The following is a 15,085-nucleotide window of genomic DNA, read 5'->3' on the forward strand; positions in this document are numbered from 1 at the left end:
TTTAACATTTGTCAAATCAGATGATTAAAAATTAAAAAGATGTTGTTATCGTGACCCTGATCACTGTTCCAGAGAAAACCCGACAAACTGTATGTAGGTTAATTGTAATGATTTTGTGAACGGCCTATACTGCCGCCAGGTCTCCGGAACACCCTGCAATCCCGAGCCACCCAGCGTTGTAACGTGTCGTTTTAGCATTTGGAAGCAATGTTTTGCATGACGCGCAGTTATAGAAAAGGAACGCTGCTTGACCCGCATCGCAGTCCGGAGGAAGGAAACAATAAGAACAGCATGTGGGCGTTATTCATGATAAGAAATGTGAAAAAACAAAGACCTGTCAATCTGGATCTCAAAACGATCCGGTTCCCTGTAACAGCAATAGCGTCCATTCTGCACCGTGTTTCTGGTGTGATTACGTTTGTGGCGGTCGGTATTTTACTGTGGTTACTGGGCACCAGCCTCTCTTCCCCTGAAGGATTCCTCCAGGCCTCTGCCATCATGAACAGCTTCTTCGTGAAATTCATCATGTGGGGCATTCTGACCGCGCTGGCGTACCACGTTGTTGTGGGTGTTCGCCATATGCTGATGGACTTTGGCTACCTGGAAGAAACGTTCGAAGCCGGGAAACGCTCCGCTAACATTTCATTTGTGATTACAGTCGTGCTTTCACTTCTCGCAGGAGTTCTCGTATGGTAAGCAACGCCTCCGCATTAGGACGCAACGGCGTACATGACTTCATCCTGGTCCGTGCTACCGCCATCGTTCTCACGCTTTACATCATCTATATGATTGGTTTCTTCGCGACCAGCGGCACGCTGACGTGGGAAATCTGGAGTGGGTTCTTCGGCTCCGCCTTCACCAAAGTGTTCACCCTGCTGGCTCTGTTCTCCATCCTTATTCATGCCTGGATTGGTATGTGGCAGGTGTTGACCGATTACGTTAAACCGCTGGCGATTCGCCTCCCGCTGCAGCTGGCCATTGTTGTTGCACTGGTGGTTTACGTTATTTATGGATTCGTTGTGGTGTGGGGTGTGTAATGAAACTGCCAGTCAGAGAATTTGATGCTGTTGTGATTGGTGCCGGTGGCGCAGGTATGCGTGCCGCACTGCAAATTTCCCAGAGCGGCCAGACCTGTGCGCTGCTCTCTAAAGTGTTCCCGACCCGTTCCCACACCGTGTCTGCGCAGGGCGGTATCACCGTTGCGCTGGGTAACTCCCATGAAGACAACTGGGAATGGCACATGTATGACACGGTAAAAGGTTCCGACTACATCGGCGACCAGGATGCCATCGAATATATGTGTAAAACCGGCCCGGAAGCGATTCTGGAGCTGGACCATATGGGGCTGCCGTTCTCCCGTCTGGAAAATGGCACTATCTATCAGCGTCCGTTTGGTGGCCAGTCGAAAAACTTCGGCGGCGAGCAGGCGGCACGTACCGCGGCGGCGGCTGACCGTACCGGTCACGCACTGCTGCATACCCTTTATCAGCAGAACCTGAAAAACCACACCACCATCTTCTCCGAGTGGTACGCGCTGGATCTGGTGAAAAACGCCGATGGCGCAGTCGTCGGCTGTACCGCGCTGTGCATCGAAACCGGTGAAGTGGTTTACTTCAAAGCTCGCGCTACCGTGCTGGCGACCGGCGGCGCAGGCCGTATCTATCAGTCCACCACCAACGCCCACATCAACACCGGTGACGGTGTCGGTATGGCTATCCGCGCGGGCGTGCCGGTGCAGGATATGGAAATGTGGCAGTTCCACCCAACCGGTATCGCCGGTGCGGGCGTTCTGGTGACGGAAGGCTGCCGTGGTGAAGGTGGTTACCTGCTGAACAAGCACGGCGAGCGCTTCATGGAGCGTTATGCCCCGAATGCGAAAGACCTGGCGGGTCGTGACGTGGTGGCGCGTTCCATCATGATCGAAATCCGTGAAGGCCGCGGCTGTGACGGCCCATGGGGTCCACACGCGAAGCTGAAGCTCGACCATCTGGGTAAAGAAGTGCTGGAATCCCGTCTGCCGGGCATCCTGGAACTGTCCCGCACCTTCGCACACGTCGACCCGGTGAAAGAGCCGATTCCGGTTATTCCAACCTGCCACTACATGATGGGCGGTATTCCGACCAAAGTGACCGGTCAGGCGCTGACCGTGAACGAGCAGGGCGAAGACGTTGTCATTCCTGGCCTGTTCGCGGTGGGCGAAATTGCCTGCGTATCCGTACACGGCGCAAACCGTCTGGGCGGCAACTCCCTGCTGGACCTGGTGGTGTTTGGTCGCGCAGTGGGTCTGCATCTGCAGGAATCCATTGCCGAGCAGGGCGCGCTGCGTGACGCGACCGACGACGAAATTGATGCCTCTCTTGAGCGCCTCAACCGCTGGAACGGCAACCGTAACGGCGAAGATCCGGTGGAAATCCGTAAAGCGCTGCAGGAATGTATGCAGCACAACTTCTCGGTATTCCGCGAAGGTGACGCGATGGCGAAAGGTCTTGAGCAGCTGAAAGCGATCCGCGAGCGTCTGAAAAATGCCCGTCTGGACGACACCTCCAGCGAGTTCAACACCCAGCGCGTTGAGTGCCTGGAGCTGGATAACCTGATGGAAACCGCGTTCGCGACCGCTATGTCGGCAAACTTCCGTACCGAAAGCCGTGGCGCGCATAGCCGCTTCGACTTCCCGGATCGTGATGACGAAAACTGGCTGTGCCATTCCCTGTATCTGCCAGAGTCGGAATCCATGACGCGTCGTAGCGTCAATATGGAACCGAAACTGCGTCCGGCGTTCCCGCCGAAGATTCGTACTTACTAATGCGGAGACAGGATAATGAAACTCGAATTCTCAGTTTATCGTTATAACCCGGATGTTGATGACGCTCCGCGTATGCAGGATTACACCCTGGAAGCGGAAGAAGGTCGCGACATGATGCTGCTGGATGCCTTAATCCAGCTGAAAGAGAAAGATCCAACGCTGTCGTTCCGCCGCTCCTGCCGTGAAGGGGTCTGTGGCTCTGACGGGGTGAATATGAACGGCAAAAATGGCCTCGCCTGCATCACGCCAATTTCAGCGTTGCAGCGCCCTGGTCAGAAAATTGTTATCCGTCCTCTGCCAGGCCTGCCGGTCGTGCGTGATTTGGTGGTAGACATGGGGCAATTCTATGCACAATATGAGAAGATTAAGCCTTACTTATTGAATAATGGGCAAAATCCACCCGCTCGCGAGCACTTACAGTCTCCTGAGCAGCGTGAAAAACTCGATGGGCTGTACGAGTGTATTCTCTGCGCATGCTGTTCAACGTCCTGCCCGTCGTTCTGGTGGAACCCGGACAAGTTTATCGGCCCGGCCGGTCTGCTGGCTGCCTATCGCTTCCTGATCGATAGCCGCGACACCGAAACCGACAGCCGTCTGGAAGGACTGAGTGACGCTTTCAGCGTATTCCGCTGCCATAGCATCATGAACTGCGTCAGTGTGTGTCCGAAGGGGCTGAACCCGACGCGCGCCATCGGCCATATTAAGTCGATGCTGCTGCAGCGCAGTGCGTAAGTAAAAACGCCGGATGGCGCTGCGCTTATCCGGCCTACGTAACAGTAGGCCCGGTAAGCGTAGCGTCACCGGGCAAATTGCAGAAACCTTTAAAAACTGCCCTGAAGTCTAGACAGTTTCTAAAGGTTCCTTCGCGGGCCAAATGAAAAGAGCTCGCAGGTGAACCCCGGCACGTACACGTGGTGTGCGTGGTAGTTTCTACGGCGAAAGTAAGCATAAAAATGCTTAAGGGATCACGATGCAGAACGGCGCAATGAAAGCCTGGCTGGACTCTTCTTTCCTTTCTGGTGCGAACCAGAGCTGGATTGAACAGCTCTATGAAGACTTCTTAACCGATCCTGACTCAGTGGACGCAAACTGGCGTTCCATGTTCCAGCAGTTGCCTGGCACAGGGGTCAAACCGGATCAATTCCATTCCAAAACACGTGATTATTTCCGTCGTCTGGCGAAGGATGCCTCACGTTACTCTTCTGCGATTTCCGACCCTGACACCAATGCGAAGCAGGTTAAAGTCCTGCAGCTTATCAACGCTTATCGCTTCCGCGGTCACCAGCATGCGAATCTCGATCCGCTGGGACTGTGGAAACAAGACCGTGTGGCCGATCTCGATCCGGCGTATCACGATCTGACCGAGGCCGATTTCCAGGAAAGCTTTAACGTAGGTTCCTTTGCCATCGGCAAAGACACGATGAAGCTGGGCGATTTGATTGACGCGCTCAAGCAAACCTACTGCGGCTCCATCGGCGCGGAATACATGCACATTACCTCTACCGAAGAGAAACGCTGGATCCAGCAGCGCATCGAATCCGTAGCGGGCCACGCGACCTTCTCGGCTGACGAGAAAAAACGCTTCCTGAACGAACTGACCGCAGCGGAAGGGCTTGAGCGCTATCTGGGCGCGAAATTCCCGGGCGCAAAACGCTTCTCGCTGGAAGGCGGCGACGCGCTGGTGCCGATGCTGAAAGAGCTGATTCGTCACGCAGGCAAGAGCGGTACCCGTGAAGTCGTTCTGGGTATGGCGCACCGCGGCCGTCTGAACGTACTGATCAACGTGCTGGGTAAAAAACCGCAGGACCTGTTCGACGAATTCGCGGGCAAACATAAAGAACACCTCGGCACCGGCGACGTGAAGTACCACATGGGCTTCTCGTCTGATATCGAAACCGAAGGCGGTCTGGTTCACCTGGCGCTGGCGTTTAACCCGTCACACCTGGAAATCGTTAGCCCGGTGGTTATCGGTTCCGTGCGTGCGCGTCTGGATCGTCTGGACGAACCGAGCAGCAATAAAGTGCTGCCTATCACCATCCACGGTGATGCGGCGGTAACAGGGCAGGGCGTGGTTCAGGAAACCCTGAACATGTCGAAAGCGCGTGGTTACGAAGTGGGCGGTACCGTTCGCATCGTGATCAACAACCAGGTGGGCTTTACCACCTCTAACCCGCTGGATGCGCGTTCTACCCCGTACTGCACAGACATCGGTAAGATGGTGCAGGCGCCAATCTTCCACGTTAACGCGGATGACCCGGAAGCCGTGGCTTTCGTTACCCGTCTGGCGCTGGACTTCCGTAATACCTTTAAACGCGATGTGTTCATTGACCTCTTCTGCTACCGCCGTCACGGCCACAACGAAGCGGATGAGCCAAGTGCAACCCAGCCGTTGATGTATCAGAAAATCAAAAAACACCCAACGCCGCGCAAAATCTATGCTGACAAGCTGGAAGCGGACAAAGTGGCGACGCTGGAAGATGCGACCGAGCTGGTCAACCTCTACCGCGACGCGCTGGATGCGGGTGAATGCGTGGTGAAAGAGCTGCGTCCGATGAACATGCACTCCTTTACCTGGTCGCCGTACCTCAACCACGAGTGGGATGAGAGCTACCCGAACAAGGTTGAGATGAAGCGCCTGCAGGAGCTGGCTAAACGCATCAGCACCGTACCGGACGCTATCGAGATGCAGTCTCGCGTGCAGAAAATCTACGCTGACCGCCAGTCCATGGCGGCAGGTGAGAAGCTGTTTGACTGGGGCGGTGCGGAAACGCTGGCCTACGCAACGCTGGTTGACGAAGGCATTCCTGTTCGTCTGTCCGGTGAAGATGCGGGCCGTGGTACCTTCTTCCACCGTCACGCGGTTGTTCACAACCAGTCCAACGGTTCAACCTACACCCCGCTGCAGCACGTGCACAACGGTCAGGGCCAGTTTAAGGTCTGGGACTCCGTGCTGTCTGAAGAAGCGGTGCTGGCCTTCGAATACGGTTACGCCACCGCTGAACCACGCACCCTGACCATCTGGGAAGCGCAGTTCGGCGACTTCGCCAACGGCGCGCAGGTAGTTATCGACCAGTTCATCTCTTCCGGCGAGCAGAAATGGGGCCGTATGTGTGGCCTGGTGATGCTGCTGCCGCACGGTTATGAAGGGCAGGGTCCGGAGCACTCCTCCGCGCGTCTGGAACGTTATCTGCAGCTCTGCGCCGAGCAGAACATGCAGGTCTGCGTGCCGTCCACCCCGGCTCAGGTCTACCACATGCTGCGCCGTCAGGCGCTGCGCGGTATGCGCCGTCCGCTGGTGGTGATGTCGCCAAAATCCCTGCTGCGTCATCCGCTGGCGGTGTCCAGCCTGGAAGAACTGGCGAACGGTACCTTCCAGCCGGCCATCGGTGAAGTTGACGAGCTGGATCCGCAGGCCGTGAAGCGTGTCGTAATGTGTTCTGGTAAGGTTTATTACGACCTGCTGGAACAGCGCCGCAAGAACGATCAGAAAGATGTCGCCATCGTGCGTATCGAACAGCTTTATCCGTTCCCGCATCAGGCGATGCAGGAAGTGCTGAAACAATATGCTCACGTACATGATTTTGTCTGGTGCCAGGAAGAGCCGCTCAACCAGGGCGCATGGTACTGCAGCCAGCATCATTTCCGTGAAGTGATTCCATTTGGGTCAGCCCTGCGCTATGCAGGTCGCCCGGCCTCCGCCTCTCCGGCGGTAGGGTATATGTCCGTTCACCAGAAGCAGCAACAAGATCTGGTCAATGACGCGCTGAACGTCGATTAATTAAAGGATACAAAATGAGTAGCGTAGATATTCTTGTTCCCGACCTGCCTGAATCCGTAGCAGATGCGACCGTCGCTACCTGGCACAAAAAACCAGGCGATGCCGTTAAGCGCGATGAAGTGCTGGTAGAAATCGAAACTGACAAAGTGGTACTGGAAGTACCGGCTTCGGCGGATGGCGTTCTGGACGCGGTGCTGGAAGATGAAGGTACTACCGTCACCTCTCGTCAGATCCTGGGTCGCCTGCGTGAAGGCAACAGCGCGGGCAAAGAGTCCAGCGCGAAATCTGAAGAGAAAGCCTCTACGCCGGCTCAGCGCCAGCAGGCTTCTCTGGAAGAACAGTCTAACGACGCCCTCAGCCCGGCGATCCGTCGCCTGCTGGCTGAACACAGCCTTGACCCGGCAGCCATCAAAGGCACCGGTGTGGGCGGTCGTCTGACCCGCGAAGACATCGACAAGCACCTGGCGAAAGCGCCTGCTCAGGCAGAAGCGAAAGCCCCTGTGGCAGCACCGGCAGCACAGCCTGCTCTGGGCGCCCGCAGCGAAAAACGCGTGCCAATGACTCGCCTGCGTAAGCGCGTGGCCGAGCGTCTGCTGGAGGCGAAAAACTCCACCGCGATGCTGACCACCTTCAACGAAGTGAACATGAAGCCAATCATGGACCTGCGTAAGCAGTACGGTGACGCGTTTGAAAAACGTCACGGTATCCGTCTGGGCTTTATGTCCTTCTATGTGAAAGCGGTAGTTGAAGCGCTGAAACGCTATCCGGAAGTTAACGCGTCTATTGATGGCGATGACGTGGTTTACCACAACTATTTCGACGTCAGCATGGCGGTTTCTACCCCACGTGGCCTGGTAACGCCGGTTCTGCGTGATGTGGATACCCTGGGTATGGCTGACATCGAGAAAAACATTAAAGAGCTGGCTGTTAAAGGCCGCGACGGCAAGCTGACCGTAGACGACCTGACCGGCGGTAACTTCACCATTACCAACGGCGGCGTATTCGGCTCGCTGATGTCTACCCCGATCATTAACCCGCCGCAGAGCGCGATCCTGGGTATGCATGCCATTAAAGATCGCCCGATGGCGGTAGACGGTAAAGTGGAGATCCTGCCAATGATGTACCTGGCGCTCTCTTACGACCACCGCCTGATCGACGGCCGCGAGTCCGTGGGCTTCCTGGTCGCGATTAAAGAGCTGCTGGAAGATCCAACGCGTCTGCTGCTGGACGTCTAGTGACTATTTAGCATCACCTGCCCTGTAGGCCGGATAAGCGTAGCGCCATCCGGCACACAGACTGCGCCGGTCTACAGGTTTGAAGATAACGATTACCCTGAAGGATGGATAGAACACATGAACTTACATGAATATCAGGCCAAACAGCTGTTTGCCCGGTATGGCTTACCGGCTCCGGTGGGTTATGCCTGTACTACCCCGCGTGAAGCAGAAGAAGCTGCATCTAAAATCGGTGCCGGCCCGTGGGTAGTTAAGTGTCAGGTTCACGCTGGTGGCCGTGGTAAAGCGGGCGGTGTGAAGGTTGTTAAGAGCAAAGAAGAGATTCGTGCGTTTGCTGAACATTGGCTCGGCAAGCGTCTGGTAACGTACCAGACAGATGCGAACGGCCAGCCGGTTAACCAGATCCTGGTTGAAGCGGCGACCGACATCGCGAAAGAACTGTACCTGGGCGCGGTTGTTGACCGTAGCTCCCGTCGCGTGGTGTTCATGGCGTCTACCGAAGGCGGCGTGGAAATCGAGAAAGTGGCGGAAGAGACCCCGCACCTGATCCACAAAGTGGCAATCGATCCGCTGGCGGGCCCAATGCCTTACCAGGGTCGCGAGCTGGCGTTCAAACTGGGTCTGGAAGGCAAGCTGGTTCAGCAGTTCACCAAAATCTTCATGGGTCTGGCGAACATCTTCCTGGAGCGCGACCTGGCGCTGATCGAGATCAACCCGCTGGTGATCACCACCCAGGGCGACCTGATCTGCCTCGACGGCAAGCTGGGCGCTGACGGCAACGCGCTGTTCCGTCAGTCCGATCTGCGCGAAATGCGCGATCAGTCTCAGGAAGACCCGCGTGAAGCGCAGGCTGCACAGTGGGAGCTGAACTACGTGGCGCTGGACGGCAACATCGGCTGTATGGTTAACGGTGCGGGCCTGGCAATGGGCACCATGGACATCGTTAAGCTGCACGGCGGTGAGCCAGCTAACTTCCTCGACGTAGGCGGTGGCGCAACCAAAGAGCGCGTAACCGAAGCGTTCAAAATCATCCTCTCTGACGACAACGTGAAGGCCGTTCTGGTTAACATCTTCGGCGGCATCGTCCGCTGTGACCTGATCGCCGACGGTATCATCGGTGCGGTAGAAGAAGTGGGTGTTAACGTTCCGGTTGTTGTGCGTCTGGAAGGTAACAACGCTGAACTCGGCGCGAAAAAACTGGCTGACAGCGGCCTGAATATTATTGCAGCGAAAAGTCTGACGGATGCAGCTCAGCAGGTTGTTGCCGCAGTGGAGGGGAAATAATGTCAGTTTTAATTAATAAAGATACCAAGGTTATCTGCCAGGGCTTCACCGGTAGCCAGGGGACTTTCCACTCCGAACAGGCGATTGCCTACGGCACGCAGATGGTTGGCGGCGTAACGCCAGGTAAAGGCGGCACCACGCACCTGGGCCTGCCGGTGTTCAACACCGTGCGTGAAGCCGTAGAAGCGACGGGCGCAACCGCGACCGTGATCTACGTTCCGGCGCCGTTCTGCAAAGATTCCATTCTGGAAGCGATCGACGCAGGCATCAAGCTGATCATCACCATCACTGAAGGCATCCCGACGCTGGATATGCTGACCGTGAAGGTGAAGCTGGATGAAGCAGGCGTGCGCATGATCGGCCCGAACTGCCCTGGCGTTATCACCCCGGGCGAATGCAAAATCGGCATCATGCCGGGCCACATTCACAAGCCGGGCAAAGTGGGCATCGTGTCCCGTTCCGGTACCCTGACCTATGAAGCCGTTAAGCAGACTACCGACTACGGCTTCGGCCAGTCCACCTGTGTGGGCATCGGCGGTGACCCGATCCCGGGCTCTAACTTCATCGACATCCTGAAGCTGTTCCAGGAAGATCCACAGACCGAAGCGATCGTAATGATCGGTGAGATCGGTGGTAGCGCGGAAGAAGAAGCGGCTGCTTACATCAAAGAACACGTGACCAAGCCGGTTGTGGGTTACATCGCGGGTGTGACCGCGCCGAAAGGCAAGCGTATGGGTCACGCAGGCGCGATCATCGCCGGTGGTAAAGGTACGGCTGATGAGAAATTCGCAGCGCTGGAAGCCGCAGGCGTGAAAACCGTTCGCAGCCTGGCGGATATCGGCGAAGCACTGAAATCCATCATTAAGTAAGTCCTCTCTGCTCCCCGAAAGGGGGGCGTTGAAGTATAAAAATGTCCGTTTCGACATGGTTGGCCGCTGTAAAGCGGCCTTTTTTATTGCCTGCCGGACGTCATGCAATAGTCACAAATAGGTGTTAATTAGAGAGGGTGTAAAAGTAAAATAATTGTTATTTATTTACCTTAAAGAGAGAAGATGGAAAAAAACGAAAAACCCACTAAAATTTATGTCCTGAATAAATGAGGCATTCAGACTACTAGGTTAATAAAAATCACTTCTGTTTATATTCACCCGTCAATTCGATAACCTTAATTGTATTTTATATACATATCTTTAACATGGTCTTTACTATGTTCACCGCATCAGAACACAATTAACATAACGGATTGTTTTTGATTTAAATCAAAGTTTAATCCTTGGAAAAACCCATCAAAAGGCGCTAAATTGTCCCCGATCAAAATGGCCGAAAAGTGGTAATTTTGCTATAAATTGATCACCGTCGAAAAACGTAAATGTGATTCAATAAAAACCTGTTTATTGTAAGGGTTTTGCAGCGTATTATATTTGCGGGATCAATTTGAGTTTTTTATTAACGTATTTGTAACCTCACGTCATCGTTTTTATCCTCCTTTAGGGTAATAACGACGACAAGGATGCGAATAATTTGTATTGGGGCATGCGTGTGGATCTCTCTCTGACGGGGTTCACTCTCGGAGTCTTCATGCGATGAGCAAGGAGTCATGATGTTAGATATAGTCGAACTGTCGCGCTTACAGTTTGCCTTGACCGCGATGTACCACTTCCTGTTTGTGCCACTGACGCTCGGTATGGCGTTCCTGCTGGCCATTATGGAAACGGTATACGTTCTCTCCGGCAAACAGATTTATAAAGATATGACCAAGTTCTGGGGCAAGTTGTTTGGTATCAACTTCGCACTGGGCGTGGCAACCGGTCTGACCATGGAGTTCCAGTTCGGGACTAACTGGTCTTACTATTCCCACTATGTAGGGGATATCTTCGGTGCGCCGCTGGCCATTGAAGGTCTGATGGCCTTCTTCCTCGAATCCACCTTTGTAGGTCTGTTCTTCTTCGGCTGGGACCGTCTGGGTAAAGTCCAGCATATGGCGGTGACCTGGCTGGTTGCATTAGGTTCGAACCTGTCCGCGCTGTGGATCCTGGTAGCGAACGGCTGGATGCAGAACCCTATCGCGTCTGATTTCAACTTCGAAACCATGCGTATGGAGATGGTCAGCTTTGCCGAGCTGGTCCTGAACCCGGTTGCGCAGGTTAAATTCGTTCACACCGTCGCTTCTGGCTATGTGTGCGGCGCGATGTTTGTCCTGGGTATCAGTTCTTATTACATGCTGCGCGGTCGTGACTTCGCGTTTGCTAAGCGCTCCTTTGCTATCGCTGCAAGCTTTGGTATGGCTGCAATCCTCTCTGTTATCGTTCTGGGTGATGAATCCGGTTACGAAATGGGTGACGTGCAGAAAACCAAACTGGCCGCAATTGAAGCCGAATGGGAAACCCAACCGGCGCCTGCTGCCTTCACGCTGTTCGGTGTTCCCGATCAGGACGCGCAGGAAAACCGCTTCGCTATTCAAATCCCTTACGCACTGGGTATCATCGCCACTCGTTCTGTTGATAAGCAGGTGACCGGTCTGAAAGAGCTGATGGTTCAGCACGAAGAGCGTATCCGTAACGGTATGAAAGCCTACTCGCTGCTGGAACAGCTGCGTGCTGGTTCTACCGATCAGGCTGTTCGCGACCAGTTCAACAGTGTGAAGAAAGATCTGGGTTACGGTCTGCTCCTGAAACGCTATACCCCGAACGTTTCTGATGCGACAGAAGCGCAGATCCAGATGGCAACCAAAGACTCGATTCCACGCGTTGCGCCACTGTACTTCGCATTCCGTATCATGGTGGGCTGCGGCATCATCATGCTGCTGATCATTGCGGCGTCCTTCTGGTCCGTGATCCGCAACCGCATCGGCGAGAAAAAATGGCTGCTGCGCACCGCGCTGTACGGTATTCCACTGCCGTGGATCGCGATCGAATCCGGCTGGTTTGTTGCGGAGTATGGCCGTCAGCCATGGGCGATTGGTGAGGTACTGCCAACGGCGGTAGCGAACTCATCCCTGACAGCGGGCGATCTGATCTTCTCCATGCTGCTGATTTGTGGTCTGTACACCCTGTTCCTGGTGGCTGAACTGTTCCTGATGTTCAAGTTCGCGCGCCTTGGCCCAAGCAGCCTGAAAACCGGTCGCTATCACTACGAGCAGTCCACTGCGACTACTCAGCCGGCACGCTAAGACAGGAGTCATCAAATGATCGATTATGAAGTATTGCGTTTTATCTGGTGGCTGTTGGTCGGCGTTCTGCTGATCGGTTTCGCCGTCACGGATGGTTTCGACATGGGGGTGGGGATGCTCACCCGTTTCCTCGGTCGTAATGACACCGAGCGTCGAATCATGATCAACTCCATCGCCCCGCACTGGGACGGTAACCAGGTGTGGCTGATCACCGCAGGCGGCGCGCTGTTTGCTGCCTGGCCGATGGTCTACGCGGCTGCGTTCTCCGGCTTCTACGTGGCGATGATCCTGGTGCTGGCCTCTTTATTCTTCCGTCCGGTCGGTTTCGACTACCGTTCCAAGATTGAAGATACCCGCTGGCGCAACATGTGGGACTGGGGCATCTTCATCGGTAGCTTCGTTCCACCGCTGGTGATCGGCGTGGCGTTCGGTAACCTGCTGCAGGGCGTGCCGTTCCACCTGGACGAATACATGCGTCTTTACTACACCGGTAACTTCTTCCAGCTGCTGAACCCGTTTGGTCTGCTGGCCGGCGTGGTGAGCGTGGCGATGATCATCACTCAGGGCGCAACCTATCTGCAGATGCGCACGGTTGGTGAACTGCACCTGCGTTCTCGCGCGACGGCTCAGGTTGCCGCGCTGGTGACGCTGGTCTGCTTCGCACTGGCCGGTGTGTGGGTAGTGTACGGTATTGATGGTTACGTGGTGACATCTGCGATTAACCATACTGCACCGTCTAACCCGCTGACCAAAGAAGTGGCGCGTCAGGCGGGAGCCTGGCTGGTGAACTTTAACAACACCCCTGCGCTGTGGGCTATTCCTGCTCTGGGCGTGCTGCTGCCGCTGCTGACCGTGCTGACGTCTCGTCTGGAGAAAGGCGCTCTGGCGTTCGTGTTCTCATCACTGACCCTGGCGTGCATCATCCTGACGGCGGGTATTGCGATGTTCCCATTCGTGATGCCATCCAGCACCATGCTGAATGCTAGCCTGACCATGTGGGATGCAACCTCCAGCCAGCTGACGCTGAACCTGATGACGTATGTTGCTTGCGTGTTCGTACCGATTATCCTGCTCTACACCACCTGGTGTTACTGGAAAATGTTCGGTCGCATCACTAAAGAACATATCGAAAGCAACACCCACTCTATGTACTAAGTAAGGAGCTGAATATGTGGTATTTCGCATGGATTTTAGGGACGCTTCTTGCCTGTGCATTTGGTGTCATCACTGCCCTGGCGCTTGAGCACGTCGAAGCGACCAAAGCGGGTGAAGAAAAACACTAATGAATATTATCGCAATGTTATATGCGGTAATGGATAAGCGCCCGTTACGGGCGCTTTCTTTAGTGATGGCATTACTGCTGGCAGGTTGTATCTTCTGGGACCCTTCGCGCTTTGCAGCGAAAACCAGCGAGCTTGAAATCTGGCACGGCTTCCTCATTATGTGGGCGGTGTGCGCAGGTGTGATCCACGGCGTGGGCTTTCGTCCGAAAGCCGTTCACTGGCAGGGAATTTTTTGCCCGCTGATTGCCGATCTGGTGCTTCTCGCCGGTTTGATTTTCTTCTTCTTCTGAATAAGAAATGTCCGTTAACGTTATGGGCTTACCCGAGCCCATAAAAATTTACTCTCCGTTTACTTTCTCCCATTCCAAACCATCATTCCCGCGCGTATAGTAGCGAAGTTTAAAAGCATTAACTTTTGTTGCATTACCGGGATGTAAAGTGAATACAACGCTGTTTCGATGGCCGGTTCGTGTCTATTACGAAGATACCGATGCCGGTGGTGTGGTTTACCACGCCAGCTACGTTGCTTTTTATGAACGGGCACGCACAGAGATGCTGCGCCATCATCACTTTAGTCAACAGGTGCTGTTGGCTGAGCGAGTTGCCTTCGTGGTTCGCAAGATGACGCTTGAGTATTTTGCGCCTGCCAGACTCGACGATATGCTCGAAGTCCAAACTGAAATTACATCAATGCGCGGGACCTCACTGGTTTTCACGCAGCGGATAGTCAACGCAGAGAATACCGTACTGAACTCAGCTGAAGTGCTGATTGTTTGTGTTGATCCAACCATAATGAAGCCTCGTGCGCTTCCTAAGTCTATTGTCGCGGAGTTTAAGCAGTGACTGACATGAATATCCTTGATTTGTTCCTGAAGGCAAGCCTTCTGGTTAAACTTATCATGTTGATTTTGATTGGTTTTTCAATCGCATCCTGGGCCATCATCATCCAGAGAACGCGTATCCTCAATGCCGCTGGCCGTGAAGCCGAAGCGTTTGAAGATAAGTTCTGGTCGGGTATTGAGCTTTCTCGTCTGTATCAGGAAAGCCAGGGGCGCCGTGAAAACCTTACAGGCTCCGAGCAAATTTTTTATAGCGGTTTCAAAGAGTTTGCCCGTCTGCATCGTGCAAACAATCATGCGCCGGAAGCGGTGGTGGAAGGTGCCTCGCGTGCGATGCGCATCTCTATGAACCGCGAGCTGGAAAACCTTGAAACGCATATTCCATTCCTCGGCACTGTCGGTTCCATCAGCCCGTATATCGGCCTGTTTGGTACCGTGTGGGGGATCATGCACGCCTTTATCGCGCTGGGCGCGGTGAAGCAGGCGACGTTGCAGATGGTTGCACCGGGTATCGCTGAAGCACTGATTGCGACCGCTATCGGTCTGTTTGCGGCAATTCCGGCGGTTATGGCATACAACCGTCTGAACCAGCGCGTGAACAAACTGGAACTGAACTACGACAACTTTATGGAAGAGTTCACTGCGATTCTGCACCGTCAGGCGTTTACCAGCACCGAGAGCAACAAGGGGTAAA

General features: G+C 54.5%; 14 protein-coding genes. All 14 read left to right on the plus strand.

The window, feature by feature from the left end; all coding sequences use genetic code 11:
• Positions 1-291: 291 nt before the first annotated feature.
• The 14 genes from sdhC to tolQ all read left to right on the plus strand — a co-directional run bounded on the left by sdhC (position 292) and on the right by tolQ (position 15,084).
• Positions 292-696: a succinate dehydrogenase cytochrome b556 subunit gene (gene sdhC, locus AB8846_RS05920; protein ID WP_020684965.1), complete on the plus strand. Its 405-nt coding sequence runs from the start codon at positions 292-294 to the stop codon at positions 694-696.
• Positions 690-1,037 (plus strand): succinate dehydrogenase membrane anchor subunit, encoded by a 348-nt coding sequence (sdhD, locus tag AB8846_RS05925; RefSeq protein WP_008501088.1) that lies wholly within the window; start codon positions 690-692, stop codon positions 1,035-1,037. Before sdhC ends, sdhD begins: the two co-directional genes overlap by 7 nt.
• Entirely contained in the window at positions 1,037-2,803 is a 1,767-nt protein-coding gene (gene sdhA, locus AB8846_RS05930; RefSeq protein WP_014883036.1) for a succinate dehydrogenase flavoprotein subunit, read from the plus strand. Before sdhD ends, sdhA begins: the two co-directional genes overlap by 1 nt.
• 15 nt (positions 2,804-2,818) lie before the next feature.
• Positions 2,819-3,535, plus strand: a complete 717-nt coding sequence (gene sdhB / locus AB8846_RS05935) for a succinate dehydrogenase iron-sulfur subunit SdhB (RefSeq protein ID WP_008501090.1) — start codon at positions 2,819-2,821, stop codon at positions 3,533-3,535.
• A 238-nt stretch (positions 3,536-3,773) separates the two neighbouring features.
• Entirely contained in the window at positions 3,774-6,581 is a 2,808-nt protein-coding gene (gene sucA, locus AB8846_RS05940) for a 2-oxoglutarate dehydrogenase E1 component (protein ID WP_063143153.1), read from the plus strand.
• Positions 6,582-6,595: 14 nt separating this feature from the next.
• Positions 6,596-7,816 carry a 2-oxoglutarate dehydrogenase complex dihydrolipoyllysine-residue succinyltransferase gene (gene odhB / locus AB8846_RS05945; protein WP_041910762.1) on the plus strand — a complete coding sequence of 407 codons (1,221 nt, stop codon included), beginning with the start codon at positions 6,596-6,598 and terminating at the stop codon, positions 7,814-7,816.
• Positions 7,817-7,933: 117 nt separating this feature from the next.
• Complete coding sequence (sucC, locus tag AB8846_RS05950) at positions 7,934-9,100, plus strand: ADP-forming succinate--CoA ligase subunit beta (RefSeq protein WP_047347067.1); 1,167 nt, start codon at positions 7,934-7,936, stop codon at positions 9,098-9,100.
• Entirely contained in the window at positions 9,100-9,969 is an 870-nt protein-coding gene (gene sucD, locus AB8846_RS05955; RefSeq protein WP_008501094.1) for a succinate--CoA ligase subunit alpha, read from the plus strand. Before sucC ends, sucD begins: the two co-directional genes overlap by 1 nt.
• A gap of 731 nt (positions 9,970-10,700) precedes the next feature.
• The gene (gene cydA / locus AB8846_RS05960) at positions 10,701-12,269 is read left to right on the plus strand and encodes a cytochrome ubiquinol oxidase subunit I (protein WP_063143149.1); all 1,569 of its coding nucleotides are present in this window, start codon (positions 10,701-10,703) and stop codon (positions 12,267-12,269) included.
• A gap of 15 nt (positions 12,270-12,284) precedes the next feature.
• Entirely contained in the window at positions 12,285-13,424 is a 1,140-nt protein-coding gene (cydB, locus tag AB8846_RS05965) for a cytochrome d ubiquinol oxidase subunit II (RefSeq protein ID WP_039261312.1), read from the plus strand.
• A 14-nt stretch (positions 13,425-13,438) separates the two neighbouring features.
• Complete coding sequence (gene cydX / locus AB8846_RS05970; protein WP_003858598.1) at positions 13,439-13,552, plus strand: cytochrome bd-I oxidase subunit CydX; 114 nt, start codon at positions 13,439-13,441, stop codon at positions 13,550-13,552.
• Positions 13,552-13,842 carry a cyd operon protein YbgE gene (gene ybgE / locus AB8846_RS05975; RefSeq protein WP_133550023.1) on the plus strand — a complete coding sequence of 97 codons (291 nt, stop codon included), beginning with the start codon at positions 13,552-13,554 and terminating at the stop codon, positions 13,840-13,842. The genes cydX and ybgE overlap by 1 nt, the downstream gene beginning before the upstream one ends.
• A gap of 148 nt (positions 13,843-13,990) precedes the next feature.
• Positions 13,991-14,395, plus strand: a complete 405-nt coding sequence (ybgC, locus tag AB8846_RS05980) for a tol-pal system-associated acyl-CoA thioesterase (protein WP_003858593.1) — start codon at positions 13,991-13,993, stop codon at positions 14,393-14,395.
• A complete protein-coding gene (tolQ, locus tag AB8846_RS05985) occupies positions 14,392-15,084 on the plus strand; it encodes a Tol-Pal system protein TolQ (RefSeq protein ID WP_008501101.1) in 693 nt (230 codons plus the stop codon). Before ybgC ends, tolQ begins: the two co-directional genes overlap by 4 nt.
• Position 15,085 lies beyond the last annotated feature (1 nt).

Origin of the sequence: Enterobacter sp. KB-221C9, from assembly GCF_041320715.1 — a bacterium.
Taxonomy (GTDB): Bacteria; Pseudomonadota; Gammaproteobacteria; order Enterobacterales; family Enterobacteriaceae; genus Enterobacter; species Enterobacter asburiae_D.